This window comes from Hylemonella sp. P2_B10 (genome assembly GCF_056404875.1).
On sequence record NZ_JBFUDE010000003.1, the window covers coordinates 972,248 to 989,302 of the forward strand.

At 66.8% G+C, this 17,055-nt stretch carries 15 protein-coding genes; 4 read left to right on the forward strand and 11 right to left on the reverse strand.

From position 1 onward, the window contains the following. Nucleotides 1–46: 46 nt before the first annotated feature. The gene (locus tag AC1DX2_RS16905) at nucleotides 47–1,975 is read right to left on the reverse strand and encodes a CocE/NonD family hydrolase (protein ID WP_477197516.1); all 1,929 of its coding nucleotides are present in this window, start codon (nucleotides 1,973–1,975) and stop codon (nucleotides 47–49) included. A 174-nt stretch (nucleotides 1,976–2,149) separates the two neighbouring features. Between AC1DX2_RS16905 and AC1DX2_RS16910 the strand changes: the two genes are divergently transcribed. Next, nucleotides 2,150–3,118, forward strand: a complete 969-nt coding sequence (locus AC1DX2_RS16910) for an adenylate/guanylate cyclase domain-containing protein (protein WP_477197517.1) — start codon at nucleotides 2,150–2,152, stop codon at nucleotides 3,116–3,118. A 74-nt stretch (nucleotides 3,119–3,192) separates the two neighbouring features. Here the strand turns inward: AC1DX2_RS16910 and AC1DX2_RS16915 are convergent, their stop codons facing one another. From AC1DX2_RS16915 to AC1DX2_RS16925, 3 genes are all read right to left on the reverse strand, one after another. Continuing rightward, a complete protein-coding gene (locus AC1DX2_RS16915; protein ID WP_477197518.1) occupies nucleotides 3,193–5,646 on the reverse strand; it encodes a serine/threonine protein kinase in 2,454 nt (817 codons plus the stop codon). A gap of 73 nt (nucleotides 5,647–5,719) precedes the next feature. Continuing rightward, on the reverse strand, nucleotides 5,720–6,529 hold the full coding sequence (locus tag AC1DX2_RS16920) for a hypothetical protein (protein WP_477197519.1): 810 nt from the start codon (nucleotides 6,527–6,529) through the stop codon (nucleotides 5,720–5,722). Between the two features lie 54 nt (nucleotides 6,530–6,583). Next, on the reverse strand, nucleotides 6,584–7,246 hold the full coding sequence (locus tag AC1DX2_RS16925) for a hypothetical protein (RefSeq protein ID WP_477197520.1): 663 nt from the start codon (nucleotides 7,244–7,246) through the stop codon (nucleotides 6,584–6,586). Nucleotides 7,247–7,423: 177 nt separating this feature from the next. Here AC1DX2_RS16925 and AC1DX2_RS16930 point away from each other — a divergent pair, with 177 nt between their 5' ends. After that, the gene (locus AC1DX2_RS16930; protein ID WP_477197521.1) at nucleotides 7,424–8,206 is read left to right on the forward strand and encodes an SDR family oxidoreductase; all 783 of its coding nucleotides are present in this window, start codon (nucleotides 7,424–7,426) and stop codon (nucleotides 8,204–8,206) included. 10 nt (nucleotides 8,207–8,216) lie between these two features. Here the strand turns inward: AC1DX2_RS16930 and AC1DX2_RS16935 are convergent, their stop codons facing one another. Then, a complete protein-coding gene (locus tag AC1DX2_RS16935; RefSeq protein WP_477197522.1) occupies nucleotides 8,217–9,119 on the reverse strand; it encodes a DMT family transporter in 903 nt (300 codons plus the stop codon). Between the two features lie 118 nt (nucleotides 9,120–9,237). Between AC1DX2_RS16935 and AC1DX2_RS16940 the strand changes: the two genes are divergently transcribed. Beyond that, nucleotides 9,238–10,233, forward strand: a complete 996-nt coding sequence (locus AC1DX2_RS16940; protein WP_477197523.1) for a quinone oxidoreductase family protein — start codon at nucleotides 9,238–9,240, stop codon at nucleotides 10,231–10,233. Continuing rightward, nucleotides 10,230–11,081, forward strand: coding sequence for an NUDIX hydrolase (locus tag AC1DX2_RS16945; RefSeq protein ID WP_477197524.1), 852 nt, complete (start codon nucleotides 10,230–10,232; stop codon nucleotides 11,079–11,081). The genes AC1DX2_RS16940 and AC1DX2_RS16945 overlap by 4 nt, the downstream gene beginning before the upstream one ends. Before the next feature lie 57 nt (nucleotides 11,082–11,138). Here AC1DX2_RS16945 and AC1DX2_RS16950 read toward each other — a convergent pair whose 3' ends face one another. From AC1DX2_RS16950 to AC1DX2_RS16975, 6 genes are all read right to left on the reverse strand, one after another. Beyond that, nucleotides 11,139–12,368, reverse strand: coding sequence for a YbfB/YjiJ family MFS transporter (locus AC1DX2_RS16950; protein ID WP_477197525.1), 1,230 nt, complete (start codon nucleotides 12,366–12,368; stop codon nucleotides 11,139–11,141). 61 nt (nucleotides 12,369–12,429) lie between these two features. Further along, complete coding sequence (locus AC1DX2_RS16955) at nucleotides 12,430–12,909, reverse strand: RidA family protein (RefSeq protein ID WP_477197526.1); 480 nt, start codon at nucleotides 12,907–12,909, stop codon at nucleotides 12,430–12,432. 45 nt (nucleotides 12,910–12,954) lie between these two features. Then, nucleotides 12,955–13,536 (reverse strand): HD domain-containing protein, encoded by a 582-nt coding sequence (locus AC1DX2_RS16960; protein WP_477197527.1) that lies wholly within the window; start codon nucleotides 13,534–13,536, stop codon nucleotides 12,955–12,957. A 7-nt stretch (nucleotides 13,537–13,543) separates the two neighbouring features. After that, the gene (locus AC1DX2_RS16965) at nucleotides 13,544–13,921 is read right to left on the reverse strand and encodes a nuclear transport factor 2 family protein (protein ID WP_477197528.1); all 378 of its coding nucleotides are present in this window, start codon (nucleotides 13,919–13,921) and stop codon (nucleotides 13,544–13,546) included. A gap of 14 nt (nucleotides 13,922–13,935) precedes the next feature. Then, entirely contained in the window at nucleotides 13,936–14,808 is an 873-nt protein-coding gene (locus tag AC1DX2_RS16970; RefSeq protein ID WP_477197529.1) for a hypothetical protein, read from the reverse strand. After that, nucleotides 14,805–17,048 carry a M1 family metallopeptidase gene (locus tag AC1DX2_RS16975; RefSeq protein ID WP_477197530.1) on the reverse strand — a complete coding sequence of 748 codons (2,244 nt, stop codon included), beginning with the start codon at nucleotides 17,046–17,048 and terminating at the stop codon, nucleotides 14,805–14,807. Before AC1DX2_RS16975 ends, AC1DX2_RS16970 begins: the two co-directional genes overlap by 4 nt. Nucleotides 17,049–17,055 lie beyond the last annotated feature (7 nt).

A 17,055-nucleotide genomic window follows, 5' to 3' on the forward strand; every position in this document is an offset into this window, starting at 1 on the left:
CCCCCTCGGGGGCAGGACGGACACGAAGTGCCGGACGCGGGGGCCATCAAGGCATCACCAGCAACTGGATGCCGGACGACTGCTGCGGCGTGTGGTACACGCGCTGCGTGGCCTTGACGAAGTCGCTGGCCTTGGCCAGCGGGATGCGCACGAAGGTCTGCGGGTTGCGGTCCACCAGCGGGAACCAGGACGATTGCACCTGCACCATGATGCGGTGGCCGCGCCGGAAGGTGTGGTGGATGTCGGGCATGCTGAACTCCAAGGCTTCTACCTGGTTGGGCACCATGGCCTGCGGGGTGCTGAAGCCACGGCGGAACTTGGCGCGGAACGGCTCGCCGCGCACCAGCATCTGGTAGCCGGCCATCACCTGCGGCGCCGGTTGCACGTCGCGCGGCCGCGCGGCCTGCTCGTTGCCCGTTGCGGGCGTGCTCATGTCGGACGGGAACACGTCGATCAGCTTGACGACGAAGTCGCTGTCGGTGCCGCTGGTGGACACGAACAGCCGCGGTGACACCGGCCCGGCCACGGTGACGTCGGCCTCCAGCACCTCGGTCTGGTAGACCAGCACGTCGGGGCGGCTGGCGGCAAAGCGCTGGTCGTCCACCAGGTAGTCGCGCGGCACGCCGGTGGTCACCGCGCGGGTGTAGGGCACCGGTTTGGCCGGGTCGCTGGTGTACTCGTCATAGGCGTCGCCACCCGTGCCGCCGCCTGGTGCGCTCCACTTCAGGGCATGGCCTGCGGCCAGGTACAACGTGCGCGGTTTGGCCTGCTGCGGCGGCCAGACCGGGTAATGGCGCCACACATTGGTGCCGGTTTCGAACACCATGGCTTCGGACAGCCTTGCGCCGTCCTTGTCCTTCAGGTATTTCTCGAAAAAGGGCAGCAGGATGTTCTTGCGGAATTCCTCGCCGGTCTTGCTGGCGAAGCTGACGTAACCCATGCGCGCACCGTCGTTGCCAGACCAGCCGCCGTGTGACCACGGGCCCATCACCAGCGCGTTGAAGCCGATGTTGGGGTTGTTCTTCTTGATCGCGCGGTAGGTCGACAGCGGGCCTTGCAGGTCTTCGGCGTCGAACCAGCCGCCCACCGTCAGCACCGCGGCCTTGATGTTCTTCAGGTGCGGCGCCAGGTTACGCGCCTGCCAGTAGGCGTTGTAGCTGTCGTTCTTCACCTGGTCGGCAAACAGGCCCTGCTGCTCCTTGTCCACCAGCTTGACGATGTCGGCCAGCGTGCCGGCACTCAGGAAGAACTCGTAACCATCGGCGGTGGCGTAGTCAAACGGCACACGGACCTTGGCCGGCGGCACAGGCGCGTTCTGCTGCTTGAAGGAGGTGTAGAAGCCAAAGTTGGCCGCCAGCATGAAGGCGCCGTTGTGGTAGGCGTCGTCACCCAGAAACAGGTCGGTCATGGGCGCCTGCGGCGAGGCAGCCTTGATAGCCGGGTGGCTGTCGATGACGCTGGCCGCCGCATAGAAGCCGGGGTAGGAGATGCCCCAGATGCCGACCTTGCCGTTGTGGCCGCTCACGTGCGTCAACAGCCATTCGACCGTGTCGTACATGTCGCTGCTCTCATCCACGTCCTTGGGGCCTTTGCCCTCCTTGTGCGGCGTCATCTCGATGAACGTGCCTTCGGACTGGTAACGTCCACGCACGTCCTGGTTGACGAAGATGTATCCGGCCCTGGCGAAAGCCACGGTGGAGGGGCCGATCTGGCGCGGAAATTCGTCCACACCATAGGGCGCTACGCTGTAGGGCGTGCGGTTGACCAGGAAGGGATAGGTGCGGGTGGCGTCCTTGGGTACCAACACCTGGGTGAACAGGTGCTTGCCGTCGCGCATGGGGATGCGGTATTCGTACTTGGTGTAGTGCTCGCGCAGGTTGTAGTCGGGCTCGGCGGGTGCGGCGCTCTGGGCCAGCGCGGCGGTGCTGCCGGCCAGCAGCCCAAGGCTAAAATAAAACGCAATAAGTCTGCGCATGCAAAGAAATCCGGAAACAGTGGGGGGCTATGATGGTAGTTGCCCCATTTTAGGGCGGGGATATGGTGGCTCAGGGTGCCGGCGCCGCGTCTGTGGTGCTGCTGTGACGGCTGTCACCCCGGCGGCATGGCCTTGCCTTGCTTGAACCCCGTGTACCCGTGACAATAGGATTCCATGGCTACCCTTGATCCCCAGCAAACCGCGATGGCTGCCGAGAACGAGCCGGAACCCACCACGCGCCGCATGGCGGGCGCCGTGGCCACGCCACCCGCCATGGCGGTGCTGTTTGCCGACATTGCCGGCAGCACCAAGCTGTACGACACCTTTGGGGACACCCAGGCCAAGCTGATGGTGGACGAATGCATCAGCATCATGCGCGCCATCGTGGCCCAGTATGGCGGGCGCGTCATCAAGACCATAGGCGACGAAGTGATGTGCGTGCTGCCCGATGCCGACAGCGGCTGCCTGGCCGCCACCGACATGCAGCTGAAGATCATGGCGCTGCCGGTGATGTCGGGCGTCAAGCGCTCGATACGCGTGGGTTTCCACTATGGCCCGGTGATCCACGAGAACAACGACGTCTTCGGCGACACGGTGAACCTGGCCGCCCGCATGGCCGGCCTGGCCAAGGGCATGCAGATCATCACCACGCTGGCCACGGTGGAGAAGATGGCGCCCATGCTGCGCGCCTCCACTCGCAAGATCGCCGCGCTGTCGGTCAAGGGCAAGGGCGACGATGTGGATGTGTGCGAGGTGATCTGGCAGGCCGGCGAAGAGCTGACCATGGCCACGCCGTCCATCCTCTCAGCCAACAAGCCCATCAAGCTGGAGCTGACGCACAACGCCGGCGAGCTGGTGGTGGACCAGCCCAACAGCGGTATCGTGCTGGGCCGCGACGCCAGCTGCCAGATCGTGGTGGCCGACCGCATGGCCTCGCGCCAGCACGCCCGCATCGAGCGCCGGCGCGACAAGTTCTTTCTGATCGACCAGAGCACCAACGGCACCTTTGTCACCTTTGACGGCGAGTCCGAGGTGACGCTGCGCCGCGAAGAGGTGATGCTGCGCGGCCAGGGCCGCATCGTCTTCGGCCACAGCATCGCGGAGTCCAGCGAGGACGTGGTCAAGTTCGTCGTGCGCGGCTGAGCCGCCGGCGGCCGCAAGGCCCCCAACAAAAAAGCCGGCTGATGCCGGCTTTTTGATTTGGCGCAGGCCCTGCCTCAGGTGCTGGCGCCCTTGGCCGCCTTCAGCAGCGCCTTGCCGCGCGCGTCCGGTGCATTCAGCAGGCCGGCCGGGGCGCCACCTTCCAGCTTGGCGCGCACGGCTGCCTGGGCGCAGGCGGCGGAAAAGCTGGCGTTGACGTCGGTGGCGGTGGCACCACTCATGGTGAAGCAGGCCTGGCCCAGCTTGGTGTTCAGGGGCTTGAGCACGGCGTCCTGCACGATGTCGCTGGCGCTGCCATCGGCCAGTTGCAGCTGGTACTTGCCGTTGCCCAGCAACTGCGCGTCCAGCACCTGGCGCACGCTGCGCAGTTCGCGCAGCAGCAGCTTGCCGGCCTCGGCGTCGGGCAGGCCTTGCACGTTGAAGTTGATCTTCTGCGTGCTGAAGTTGAAGTGCTCGAGGAAGAAGTTCTTCGAGAACTCGTCGCCCATCAGCTTGCCAATGTCTGCCAGCGCCTCTTCGTCGTTCTTCCAGCTCTTGTCCTTGGGAATCACCGTGTTCAGGTAGATCTCCTCGCCGGTGGCCTTGTCGATAGCCTTCACGGTCCAAGACGTCAGCAGCGTCTTGCTGAACTGCATGCCCTGGATGGTGATGGGCCGCGGCAGTAGCGCGGCCTCGCCGATGATCTGGAAGTCGGCCGTTTTGGCATTGGGGCCGGTCTTGGTGTCGCCCTCGTTGGACCAGACACGGAAGCCAAAGGACTTGACGCGCTCCTTGACGATGTTTTCGGCGATGACCGAGCGGTTGGGCGGCAGCACGTTGTCGGACGAGCGCACCGTCATCTGGATCGCCACCTTGGGGTCGCCATTGTTGCGGATGAAGCTGATGCGCTCCTCCTTGGACAGCTGGTTCAGCGACTTTTGCACGTCGCGCACCTTGATCACCGCGCGCGTTTCGGCCTCCACCAGGCCGTTCTTGGCAGTTACCGGGGCCTCTTCCTGCACCGTGGTCTTGATGAAGTTGCCCGATTGCGAGAACAGTTTCTGCTCCAGCATGGCGTAGTTCTTGTCCAGCGAGCCCTTGTCTACATACAGCGCGGTGGCTTTTTCCACCAACTGGCGCTTGGCGTCGGCGCGGGCTGTTTCCTGCGCATTCGGGTCCTTGGGGTCGGCCAGGCCGACGGCGCTGATGGTGATGGTGCCGTTGTCCTGCTCGGGTGCGGCGGCAACCACCGGTGCGGGGGCAGGGGCTGGTGCGGGCGCGCCAGCGGCCGGTGGCGCCGTTGCGGCGGTCTGGGGGGCATTGGCGGCACTGCCGCCACCGCCTTTGTTCATCATCACGTAACCGGCGCCCCCCAGCACCGCCACGGCGACCAGGCCGCCAATAGCCAGCACGGCGGGCGACAGCGGTTTGGAAGGGGCGGGCGATGGCGCTGCGGAAGCGGACGGCGAGGGGATGGGGCCGGGCGGGGGCACCAGCGGCGGCGGTGCCACCGGGCCGGGCGTCGGCGTGCCGAACATGGGCGCGGATGCGGCGGCAGGCGCCGGCTTCACCACGGTGTTGACCAGCGTGGCGTCGGCACTGCCCGGCGTGGGGGTGACCACGGTGGGGTCGTTGTTGTTGCTGGCCGCCTGGCCGGCCACGGCCGCCTTGATGGCGTTGGCGAATTCCTGCGCGTTCTGGTAGCGCTCGTCGGGGTTCTTGGCCATGGCCTTCTTGACCACGCTGTCGAAGGCCGGTGGCAGCGCCACATTCAGCATGCTGGGTGCCAGCGGCTCTTCGCGCAGCACCTTGTACATGATGGTGGTGGTGTTGCCGGTGAACGGCTTTTCGCCAGTCAGGAACTGGTACAGGATGACGCCGCACGAGAAGATGTCGCTGCGCCCGTCCACCGTCTGGCCCATGAACTGCTCGGGCGACATGTAGGACGGCGTGCCCATCACCGTGCCAGCCTGTGTCAGCTCGGATTTTTCCACCCGGGCGATGCCGAAGTCCGCCACCTTGATGGCGCCGCCGTCCAGCACCATCACATTGGCCGGCTTCATGTCGCGGTGCACCACGCCATTGGCGTGCGCGTGCGCCAGCGCACCCAGCATCTCGCCCATGATGCGGTCCACTTCCTTCAGCGGGAAGCGCTCATTGGCCTCGAAAAAGTCGCGCAGCTCGCGGCCCTTGATGAATTCCATCGCGATGTAGGCCACACGCTGGCCGGCATCCACGGGTGAGTCGGCGGGGGCTGCCACCATGGTGCGGTCGTCTTCCGCCACCACCTCGCCGTAGTCGTAGATGGCCACGATGTGCGGGTGGTTCAGCCGCCCGGCGGCCTGCGCCTCACGCTTGAAGCGCGCCAGGATGCTGGCGGCCTCTTCGCCGCTCAGTTGCGCCGGCAGGATGGTCTTGATGGCCACCGTGCGTTCGATGACGGGGTCGAAGCCCTCATAGACCACGCCCATTGCGCCCTTGCCCAGCTCGCGCCGGATCAGGTACTTGCCCAGCTTCGTGAATGCCGCCATGTGGTGCTACCCCCGCGTGGGCCGGCTCGCCGCCGGCCCTTGTTGTTGCTTTTTGCGTGAAGCCGATCAGGGCTTACTTGTATTTCGAGTCGATGTCCCACACGGCGGTTTGCACCAGGCGTTGCACCATGGTGTCCAGCTTCACGCCGCCCGAGGCGCCCTGGGAAATGCCCATCACGCTGGTTTGCTTGGAACCCAGCTCCATCTTCAGTTCCTTGTAGCCGTTGGCCACCTGCTCGGTGGTGTTGGCGTCCATGATCTTGTAGCGCAGGCCGATCAGCCACACACCGGTGTTTTCCGACGTCTGCACCGTGCTGGCCACCGTGCCGATGGTGCTGCCGCCGGTGAAGCGGCCCAGCAGGCCGCCGATGGCGGCGCCGTTGACGCCCTGGTTGGCGCTGGCCACGTGCTCAGCCTTCAGGATGTCGAACTTCAGGATCCACTTGGTGGTCTTCAGCTTGCCCACCTGCATGGTCTTGCGCGCGGCATTCGGGTCGCCCAGGTTGTAGGCCACCGCGATCTCGTTCATCAACGACCCCAGGTTGGAGCGCTCCAGCACCGGGAAGTTGGCGTTCGACAACTCGATTTCGGCAAAGTCGGCGATGTTGTTGGGGCCGAACTTCTGCAGGAAGGTGGCGTCACTGGCCTTGATTTCGCCGGGGATGACGATCAGCGCCGGGCCGCGCTTGCCCTTGTTGGCGTATTCGATCTCCTTGTAGATGCCCTGGTCGGCCGCCGCATTGGCGGTGTTGGACGTGCTGCTGCCGGCATTTGGCGACGCATTGCCGAAGGTGGGTTGCGCCTGCGCGCTGCCGCAGAAAGCCGCCACGGCCAGCAGGGCGGTCAGTGCCGCGCCCTTGAAAGAAACGCTCTGTATGCTCATGATGTTCACCCCTTAAGAAAAGATTTCCACAACAACAAGTTCCCTGGCGGCGCTTCAACGCGAACGCTGGCAGTAGTCGCTGTACAACTGCGCCACCACCTCATCGGCCTTTTCGCCAATCAGCGTCAGTGCCATACCCGACACGTCGGCCCCGGCGTAGCTGGCATTCTCGGCCGTGGCCTGCGACACCGTCTTGCCATTGGCCGTGGTCAGCGTGAAGTTCATGCGGATGTTGACCTGGTTGACGTTGACCATGGCGTTGCGGTAGGCCTGCGTGGTGATCAACCCGCGCAGGATGTACTGCGCGGCCATTTTTGAGGAGGCGGCCATGGCCGCATCGGCGTCGTTCTTGAAATAGGCGTCGATGACGGCCTGCTTGACCTGGGCCTGGATCTGGGCCTGCGTGTAGGTCTTCAAGCCCAGGTTCCTCAGCCGCTGGTTGATGGCCTCGGCGTGCGAGCCGTAGGTGGACTGGTTGGCGACGATGAAGCCGTTGCGCTCCTCGCCCAGCAGCACCATGATCTTCTGGTTCTTGATCTTGGCCTTGCAGGGTGTGTCCAGCATGAACTGCACGTCGGCCTTCTTCTGCGCCTCGCGCTCCTTCTCGGCGGCGGCGTTGGCGTCGTCGTTGGAGAACTTGAAGCCTTGCGCATGGGCAGGCCCCACCAGGGCCAGGGCGGCAAACAGTACGATCCAGGGCGCGCGCGACAAAATCATGGTTGAATGTCCGTCAGGTGGTGGCCAGCCGTGGGCAGTGCCTCAGCAGGCCCTGTCCTACTTTACAGGTCTTTACAGTCCAATTCATTATAGGGAGCGCTTGTGACGCCCCAGCTATGATGATTGGTGAATGGCCCATGTGGCCAACTCATCACAACATGCCAACAGGTGATTGTTATGGATTTGGGTATTTCAGGCAAATGGGCGCTGGTCTGCGGCGCCAGCAAGGGGCTGGGCCTGGGCTGCGCCCAGGCGCTGGCGGCTGAAGGGGTCAACGTGGTGATGGTGGCACGCGGCCAGGAGGCCTTGCAGGCCGCCACGGCGGCCATCGCGGCCGCCACCGGCGTGCAGGCACTGCCGGTGGCGGCGGACATCACCACCGAGGCGGGGCGCGCGGCGGTGTTCGCCCTCAGGCTGGACTACGACATCGTGGTGACCAATGCCGGCGGCCCCCCGCCGGGTGATTTCCGCGATTGGGACCGCGACGTCTGGATCAAGGCCATGGACGCCAACATGCTGGCGCCCATCGCGCTGATCCAGGCCACGGTGGACGGCATGGCCGAACGCGGCTTTGGCCGCATCGTCAACATCACCTCCAGCGCGGTGAAGGCACCCATTGCCATCCTGGGACTGTCCAACGGCGCGCGCAGCGGGCTGACCGGCTTTGTGGCCGGCGTGGCGCGCAGCGACCTGGCCGGCAAGGGCGTGACGATCAACAACCTGCTGCCCGGCGCCTTCGACACCGACCGCCTGCGCGGCAACCTGCAGGCCAACGCGCAAAAGAGCGGCCAAACGGTGGAAGCCACCGCCGACGCGCGGCGCAAAGGCATCCCGGTGCGCCGCTTTGGCACGGCGGATGAATTCGGTGCCATCTGCGCCTTCCTGTGCAGCCGGCATGCCGGCTACATCACCGGGCAGAACGTGCTGGCGGATGGCGGGGCCTACCCAGGCACTTTTTAGCCAGCAGGTTCTAGCGCCGCGAGCACACCACGATGCCACCGGCGATCAGCACGAACGACAGCGCGTGGTACAGCTGCGGCGTCTCGCCCAGGAAGGCCGAGGACATCAGCGCCGCCACCAGCGGCGTCAGGTTGGCGAAGAAGCCGGCCAGCGTGGGGCCGGCGGCGGCCACACCGGCGCCCCAGCAGCGGTAGGCGATCAACGCTGGCCCCACGGCCACAAACACCAGGGCGATGGCCAGCGGCCAGCCCCACACCACCGGTTGCGTGCCCCAGGCCCATTCGCCAGCGGCGAACAAGGCCGACCAGACCAGGCCGAAAGCGATCTGGCCCATCAGGAAATAGGCCCAGTTGCCGCGCAGTTCGGCCGGTTCCTTGGGGCGGGCCAGCATCCAGCTGTAAAACGCCCAGCCGATCACCGCGGCCAGCACGTACAAGTCCCCCGGCACCAGCTGCATCTGCATCAGCACCGCCCATTGGCCCCGGCACAACACCAGCAGCACGCCGCTGATGGACAGCGCCGCGCCCAGCACCTGGCGGCGTGACACCCGCTCGTCAAAAAACAGCCAGCCTATGCCCAGCATCCAGATCGGCATGGAGGCGGCCACCAGCGTCACGTTCATGGGGGTGGAGGTTTTCAGCGCCAGGTATTGCAGCGCGTTGTACACCCCCACGCTCAGCAGCCCCAGCACCGAAAAGCGCCGCCAGTGCGCCCACAGCAGGCTGCCTGGGCGCAGCACGGCGCCCGCCAGCGGCAGCAGAAAGACAAAGGCCAGTGCCCAGCGCAGCAGGTTCAGCAGCATGGGCGGCACCAGCGGTGACATCATGCGGCCCACCACCGCATTGCCGGCCCACAGCACCGGCGGAATCAGCAGGAACACCAGGGTACGGGGCGACAGACGGGGCTGGGACATGCCCGGCACTTTAGCAGCGGCCCGCGCGGCGGGTGTCGCGGGTGCAGCAAGCCCGGACAATCCGTGGCACCATGTCGGTCTTGGCCACGAACGACCGACAACAGGAAAGAGCAGACCCATGAGCAAGATCACCGGCAGAGCCGTGCGCATCGACCAGCACGGCGGTCCCGAGCAGCTGAAACTGGTCCAGGTGGAGGTGGGTGATCCGGGGCCGGGTGAAATCCGCATACGCCACAAGGCGGTGGGGCTGAACTTCATCGACGTCTACCAGCGCACCGGCCTGTACCCGTTTGCCATGCCGCTGACATTGGGCATGGAAGCCTCTGGTGTGGTGGAAGCCGTGGGCGAGGGCGTCAGCCATCTGCGGGTGGGGGACCGCGCCGCCTATGCCAGCAACCCGCCCGGCAGCTACAGCGACCTGCGTGTCATGCCGGCCAAGACGGTGTGCAAACTGCCCGATGCCATCTCGTTCGAGACCGGCGCGGCCATGATGCTCAAGGGCCTGACCGCCCAGTACCTGCTGAAACGCACGCTGCCGCAGGGCGGCTTGCAGGCCGGCGACCACGTGCTGTTCCATGCCGCCGCCGGCGGCGTGGGGCTGATTGCCTGCCAATGGGCCAAGGCACTTGGCCTGCAACTGATAGGCACGGCAGGGTCGGACGCCAAATGCGCGCTGGCACGCGAACTGGGTGCGGCGCATGTGATCAACTACAACACCGAGGACTTTGCGGCCCGGGTGAAGGAAATCACCGGTGGCAAGGGCGTCAAGGTGGTGTACGACTCGGTGGGCAAGGACACCTTCGACAAGTCGCTGGATTGCCTGCAGCCGTTCGGCTTGATGGCCTGCTTCGGCAACGCCTCGGGTCCGGTGGCGCCGTTCGCGCCCGGCATTCTGGCGCCCAAGGGGTCCATCTACGTGACGCGCCAGACGCTGTTCACCCACATCGCCACCCGCGAGCGCACGCAGCAGATGGCAGATGACCTGTTTGCCATGGTCACCAGTGGCCAGGTGCAGATCCGCATCGACCAGCGTTACCCGCTGGAGCAGGCGCAGCAGGCGCACATCGCCCTGGAAGCGCGCAAGACCACCGGCTGCACCATCCTGACGCTGTGAGCGGGCTGACACCGGATATCCCGGTCTCATTGAGCCCGCAATGGCTGGAGACACTGCGCCAGGCGGTGGGCGCCACGCCGCGCCGCCCGCGCACGCCACTGCTGGCGGGCGACAGCGTCATCGGCTCGGTCGAACCCGATTTGTTCGCCGATCTGGCGTTGCCCTTGCTGCCCGACGGGCGGCCGGTGCTGCAAGCGCGGGCTTCCGGCGGCTGGCAGGTGCAAGGTGAGTTGACGGCCAGCCTGGCCTTGCTGGCCCGCGCCCTGCATACCGCTGGCCTGGCCGGCGCCTGGCGTGATGAACTGCTGGCCGTGACCGATACCGCCGGCCAACGGCTGGGCGCCATCGAGCGGGGTGCCGTGCGGCCGCTGGGCCTGGCGACGCAGGCCGTGCACCTGGTGGGTTGGGGGCCGGAAGGCGGGCCGGACAGCGGCCCCGATTTCCGCGTCTGGGTACAGCAGCGCGCATGGGACAAGGCCAGCGAGCCTGGCCTGTGGGACACGCTGATGGGCGGCATGGTGGCCGCTGAAGACAGCCCGTCCAGCGCGTTGGAGCGCGAAACCTGGGAAGAGGCCGGCCTCAAGCTTGACCAGCTGAGCGGCCTGCGCCACGGCGGAGCGGTGAACCTGCGCCGCCCCTCCGGCAGCGGCGGCCGGGCCTACATGGTGGAGCACATTGACTGGTTCAGCTGCACCGTGCCGCAGGGGCTGGTGCCGGTGAACCAGGACGGCGAGGTGCAGCAGTTCCAGTTGCTGGGGCGCGCCGAGTTGTACAAGCGGCTGGAGCGCTACGAGTTCACCGTGGAAGCCGCCTGCGTGCTGGTGGCGGCTTTGGGGTTGAACGACTGAGCGGCTTCACGTCCGCCATCGTTGCTATCAAAAGGGTAGCTATATTGGTTTGAGGCGTTACAGCGCCCGCTGCCGCCAGGCCAGCGCAGCGCCCAGCCACAGCGCGCCAGTCGAGAACAGCAGGCCCTTGGCCAAGCCGCCTGGGCCGTCGGCAATCCAGCCCACGATGGTGGGCCCGACAATCTGCCCAAAGGCGAACACCACGGTGAAGGCGCTGATGCCGGCCGTCCAGCCCGAGGGGGGCAGGTTGTGCCGCACCAGCGCGGTGGTGGAGGCCACCACCGACAGGAAAACGCCGCCAAACAGCACGCCGGACGCCAGCGCGATGGCGCCGCCAGCGCCCAGCACCGGCAGCAGGCAGGCCAGCCCAGCCAGCGCGGTCAACAGCGCCAGCGGCTGGCCACCCCGGTAACGGTCCAGCAAGCCGGCCCACAGGCGCGAAGACAGCAGCACCGCCACGCCCAGTGCGGCGTAGAACAGCGTCACCATGGGCGCACTGGCGCCTTGGTCGCGCAGCAGCGCGATGACGAAGGTCATGTAGCCGATGTAGCCGACGCCGAACATGAAATAGCCCGACAGGCCCCAGGCGAAATCGCGCCAGGCAAACGCGCGCCGCTCAGCAGGCGTGGGCGCCTGGGCCGTCACGGCCGGCGGTGGCAAATGCTGCAACACCCGTGCCGGCCAGATCAGCACGGCGGTTGCCAGGCCGCAGGCCAGCGCCAGCGCCCACCAGGCCCAGACCCAGCCGTGCGGCTGGCTGGCGGCGGCCTGCAGCACCGCCGGCACCGCCAGCGCCGACGCCACGATACCCAGGCCGGTACCACCGTAATACAGGCCCAGCAGCAAGCCACCGCGTGCCGGCTGCTGGGCTGCCAGCCGGGCCGCCAGCAAGCCACCGGCGATGAAGACGAACGCACTGGCCAGACCGGCCAGCAAACGCTGCAGCAGCAAGAAGCCGGCATCCACCGACACGCCGCTCAGCGCCATGAACACACTGGCCAGCACCGACCCCCCCACCAACAGCCGGGTGGGCGCGATACGCCGCATCAAGAGGGGTGTGACCAGCGCGCCCAGCAGGTAACCCAGCGCGTTGGCGGTGTTCATCGCGCCCGCCAGCGTGTAGGACCAGCCCATGTCGGCACGCATGGCCGGCAGCAGCAGTGCATAGGCAAAGCGGGTGATGCCCAGTGATACCGCTGCCCCCAGCGACAGGGCCAGGGCCAACCGGAACAGGGGCAGGTGGCCCGGCAGCGGGGGCTGCGGCGTGTCGGCGGCCAGGGTGGTCATGCGTGTACTGTGCCCCAAAGGCGCGCGTGCCGCTTCGTCCGGCACCGAAGCACGGTGTGCTTCAGGCCGCGGCGGCGATCAGGTCCACTTCCACCGGCGCGTTTTTGGGCAGCTGGTACACCCCCACCGAGGTGCGGGTGTGGGCCCCAGCGGTGGGCCCCAGCACCGTGTGCAGCACCTCGGAGGCGGCATCGGCCACCTCGCTTTGCTGCGTGAAATCGGGGGCCGATTGCACATACACGCCCAGCTTCAATGCCTGTACCACGTTGTCCAGCGAGCCCAGCGACTGCTTCAGCAGCACCAGCGCGCGCAGCGCGCACACCTTGGCGACTTTCTGGGCGTCCGCCAGCGGCACGTCGGCGCCCACGCGGCCGGTCACCACCAGCGCGCTGCCCACGCGCGGCACCTGGCCGCTGACATAGACGGTGTCGCCGTGGCGCACGGTGGAGACGTAGTTGCCGCCGATCTTGATTTCGCCGCTGAAGTCGTAGCCCAGCGCGGCAGCGATGTCGTTGAAGCGGGATTGGCGGGTGGATTCCATGGTGTGAGGTGCGAGTGAGGTTGAAAGAGTCTGGCAGGGCGAGGCTCAGGCCGCGTGCTGGCTATTCTGGTGGTGGCGCAGTGTGTCGGCGTCCACCAGGTCGCGTATCGCCTGCAGCAGCGGATGGGTGCCCGTGTGGCGCTGGCCATACTGCAGGTTGAAGCCGTAATCGAAATCCGGCGGATTGGCGCCCTGGTTGTGCTGCAGGATGGTTTCCAGCTTGTCCAGGCCCTTGACGATGCGCGCTTCGGGGCTGGCCGCCTGGACGTACTCGTCCCACAGCGCCAGGAAGTCGTCGTGCACCGGCTGCGGCAAGGGGCCGAGCAGTGTCAGCAGGTCAGCGCGCTCGCGTGCCGCCTTGTCGGGCATGTTGACTTGGTGGATGGCCGGAATGTCGCCGTGGATGGCCTCGCCCAGGTCGTGCAGCACGCAGATTTTCAGCAGTTTGCAAAAGTCCAGCCCCGGCAGTTCGCGCTCGAACACCATCGCCAGCAGGCACAGGCGCCAGGTGTGTTCGGCGGTGCTTTCCTGGCGGCCATTGGAGGTGCGCGCGCTGCGCAGCACGTTCTTCAGCCGCTCGGCCTCGCGCAGGAAGGCCAGGCTGCCCTGTAGCGCTTGCATGTCCATCGTGACGCTATTGTGCCGGTGTGTCCAAAGTCCTGGCGCCGGCCAGGAAAGAAGCGGTGTGGATGCGCCCTTCGCGCACCTGGTAGATGGCCACCAGCTCCACCCGGCCCGTGCCCTCGGGGAAGGTGCGGCTGATGTCCTCGTAGTCGATCACGGTGTCGCCCATCACGCAGCGCCTGACCAGCCGGGCATGCAGGTTGGGTTCGGCAAAGCGCAGCGCGAAGCGCTCGCGCATCTGCGCATGCCCCGTCGCCACCAGCGTGGCCGGGTGCTCGTACTGCCGGGCATCTTCGGCATAGGTGGCCAGCAGCGCGTCCAGGTCCTTGGCGTTGTAGGCCTCCAGCTGGCGCTGCACGACGATCTCGGGCGAAGGGTGCTGGCTCATGGCGACAGTGAGGCTCAAGGCCGTGCGATGTCCATCAACGCCAGCAGCCGCGCCAGCCGCATCCAGGCCACGGTGGCCACGGCCACCTGCGCCAGCAGCATGCCCAGCACGAACCAGAACGGGCCCAGCTGCGGCAGCGCCACGCGCAGCGCGGTGACGGCCAGCGCCAGCGCCAGGCCGATCAGGCTGATGCCCAGGTAGTGGCCCAGCACCGCCAGCACGCGGCTTTTCAGCATCCTGCAGCCGCGCCACCAGGCCTTGATGGCCGAGGGCCGGCGGCTGTACACCGCCAGCTGCGCGCGCCCGGCATCCACCGTCACCAGCGCCAGCAGCAGCAGCACGGCCAGCAGGATGCGTGCGCCCAGCAGCGCGGTGTCGGCGTCGGACTCCAGGATGGCGCGTGCGCCATATTCCTTTGCCGCCTTGGTGGCCGCGCCGCCGATGGAGGCGGTGATGCCCAGCACCACGAAGCCCCACAGCAGCATGCGGAACATGCGCGCGTATTCCTGCACGCCACCGGCCAGCAGGCGGGCAAAGCCCAACGGCTGGTCGGCGCGCGCGGCAGCCACCACGGCGCCATTGAGCAGCGGCGACAGCAGCAGCGTGACGGCCAGCGCGGCGAAGCCAGCGGTGCTCAAGGCCAGGCTGTTGTCGCCCAGCTTGCTCATCAGGTCACCAATGGCCCAGACGTCCAGCTGCTTGGCCAACTCAGAAGCGTGCAGGTTGTAGTCCAGCTGGGCAGACAGCAGTTGCCAGAATGGTGCTGCCAGCAGTGCGGTGGGGATCAGCATGGCCGCCACCCACAGCAGCAGCAGGCGCCACTGCAGGGCCACGGCGCTGGCGCGCTTGAAGGTGCTGGCGCGCAAGGGGTTTTGCGTGAGGATCATAGGGTGGCAATCAAGGAAGCGATGACTTGGACCAGGGCGGCAAACTGGCTGCCCCAGCGTTGCGAGGCGCTGCGTTCGGCCTTCAGCGTGCGGCTGTCGTCCAGCTTGCTGGCGTCCAGGAAGTGCATGCGCTGGCCGTCCAGCTCAGCGGACACCGCCTTCACCGGTTTGACCCAGCTGTAGCGCGCCCAGTTGTCGCTGTTGTCCCACTGCACGGTTTCGCTGCTGCCGTCGGTGAACTTCACCACCAGCGTCTGCGGCACGGCGGCGCCGCGCCGGCGCAGCGTCACCGTGGTGCGGTAGGGGAAGAGGCCGGGCTCGGTGTCCTTGGCGTCCGGGTGGGCCTTTTTCCAGGCTTCCCGGGCCTCTTCCACCTTTTTGTCGGTCTGTTTCTCGCTCTCTTCCGTCCAGGCGCCGTCCTTGCCCTGCGCGGTGCCGGCCAACGGCAGCACTTCCTTGCTGCTGAACTTGCCTATGCTGTCGTCCACCTTCTGCGTGGCATACACCTGCTGGGCGAACACCGCCTTCACCACCTCGGGCTTGCCCGACACCTCGGCCAGCGTGTCGCGCAGGTCGGCGATGCTGGGGTGGCGGAACTTCCAGCGCGCGTAGTAGGCCAGGAAGGCCTTTTCCATCACCGGCTTGGTCAGGCGCTCTTCCAGGTCGCGCATCGTCGTGGCGGTGCGTGAGTACACGCTGCCGTAACCGCCGCTGCTCAGCCGGTCCCAGGAGTTGTGGCCCAGCGCATCCTGCGGGTCGGTGCGGTCAGCGCCCAGGCGCGAAATGTCGAAATGGCTGAGCGCCACGTCGATGCCCAGAGCGCGCAGCCAGCCCGGCATGGGGTGCAGGCGCTGGTCGCGTTCGCGCAGCATGCGTGAATTCCAGTACTCGTTCAGGCCCTCGTCCAGCATGGGTTCCTCGAACTCGTTGGAGCCCAGGATGCCGTAGAAATAACCATGGCCGAACTCGTGGATGGTGACGAAGTCCAGCAGGTAGGAGCCCAGCGAATCCGGCTTGAAGTTGGAAACGTTGTCCGCTGTGAAGAAGGTGGGGTATTCCATGCCGCCGGCCTCGCCGGCGTTGTGCGGCGGGATCACCGCTGTCACCGTCTTGTAGGGGTAGGGGCCCAGCGTCTTGGAGAAGTAGGCCAGCGAATCGATGGTGGCCTTCAGCACCGGCGCCGCGTTCGATTCGTATTCCGGCGGGTACAGCACCTTGACCTTCACCGTCGGGCTGCCTGGGCCCTTGTACTCGCCCTCCAGCGGCTTGGCGGTGCGGTTGTCGGCGGTCCAGGCGAAATCATGCACGTCGCCCTGCACGAAGCGGTACGTCAGCTTGCCGTCCTTTTCCACCGGCGCGCCCTGCTCCTCGCCGGTGGCGCCCACGGTGTAGCCCTTGGGCACGGTCAGCGACACGTCGAAGTTGCCGTAGTCGGCATAGAACTCGCTGTGCAGGTGGAACTCATGCGCGTTCCAGCGCGGCGCGGTGGCGCCACGCTCGCCCGGCAGCTCCAGCACGGCGATCTTGGGGAACCACTGGCCCACCAGGTGGAAACTGCCGAAGTAGCCGGTGCGGGCGATCACGCGCGGCAGCTGGGCGTTGAACGTGATGTCCAGCGTGGTGCTTTCGCCAGCCGGCACCGGCTGCGGCAGGTCCAGCCGCACCACGGTGTGGTCGGTCTCCGGGCCGCCATCGGGGTGCACGAACAGCCACGGCACGGCGGCGCCGCCCTGGCTCACCTTGCTCATGTGGATGTGGCCCCACTCGCCGTCTTTGATGGGCACATCGCTGCGGAAGCTGAAGCCGCGCGTGCGCTGCTCGCTCATGAAGGTGCTGCCGTAGCTCTCAAAAGCGTTCAGGTACAGGTGCAGGTAGACCGACGAGACGGCCTGCTTGCTGCGGTTGCGCCAGGTCAGCTTCTGCTGGCCGTCCAGCGTGTGCTTGACCGGGTCCAGGCTGGCGCTGATCTGGTAGTTGACCACACGGTCCGACAGCGTGGGCTCGGTGCCGGTGCGCGGGCCGCCCCAGGCATCAGGCGCGCTGGCCTGGCTGACGGCGGCTGCATCGGGGCCTGCCAGCGCGATGCCGTCGGCCGGCGGTGGCGGCGGCTTGGGCGCGGCGGCCACGGTGGCTGCCGGCGGGGCAGGGGCATCGGCCCACAGGCTGACACTGGCAGCGATGCCGGCCAAGGCCAGGCTCGCGATGCCCAGTGCCCGCAGGCTAAAGGGAGAGACGGTCATTCAATGC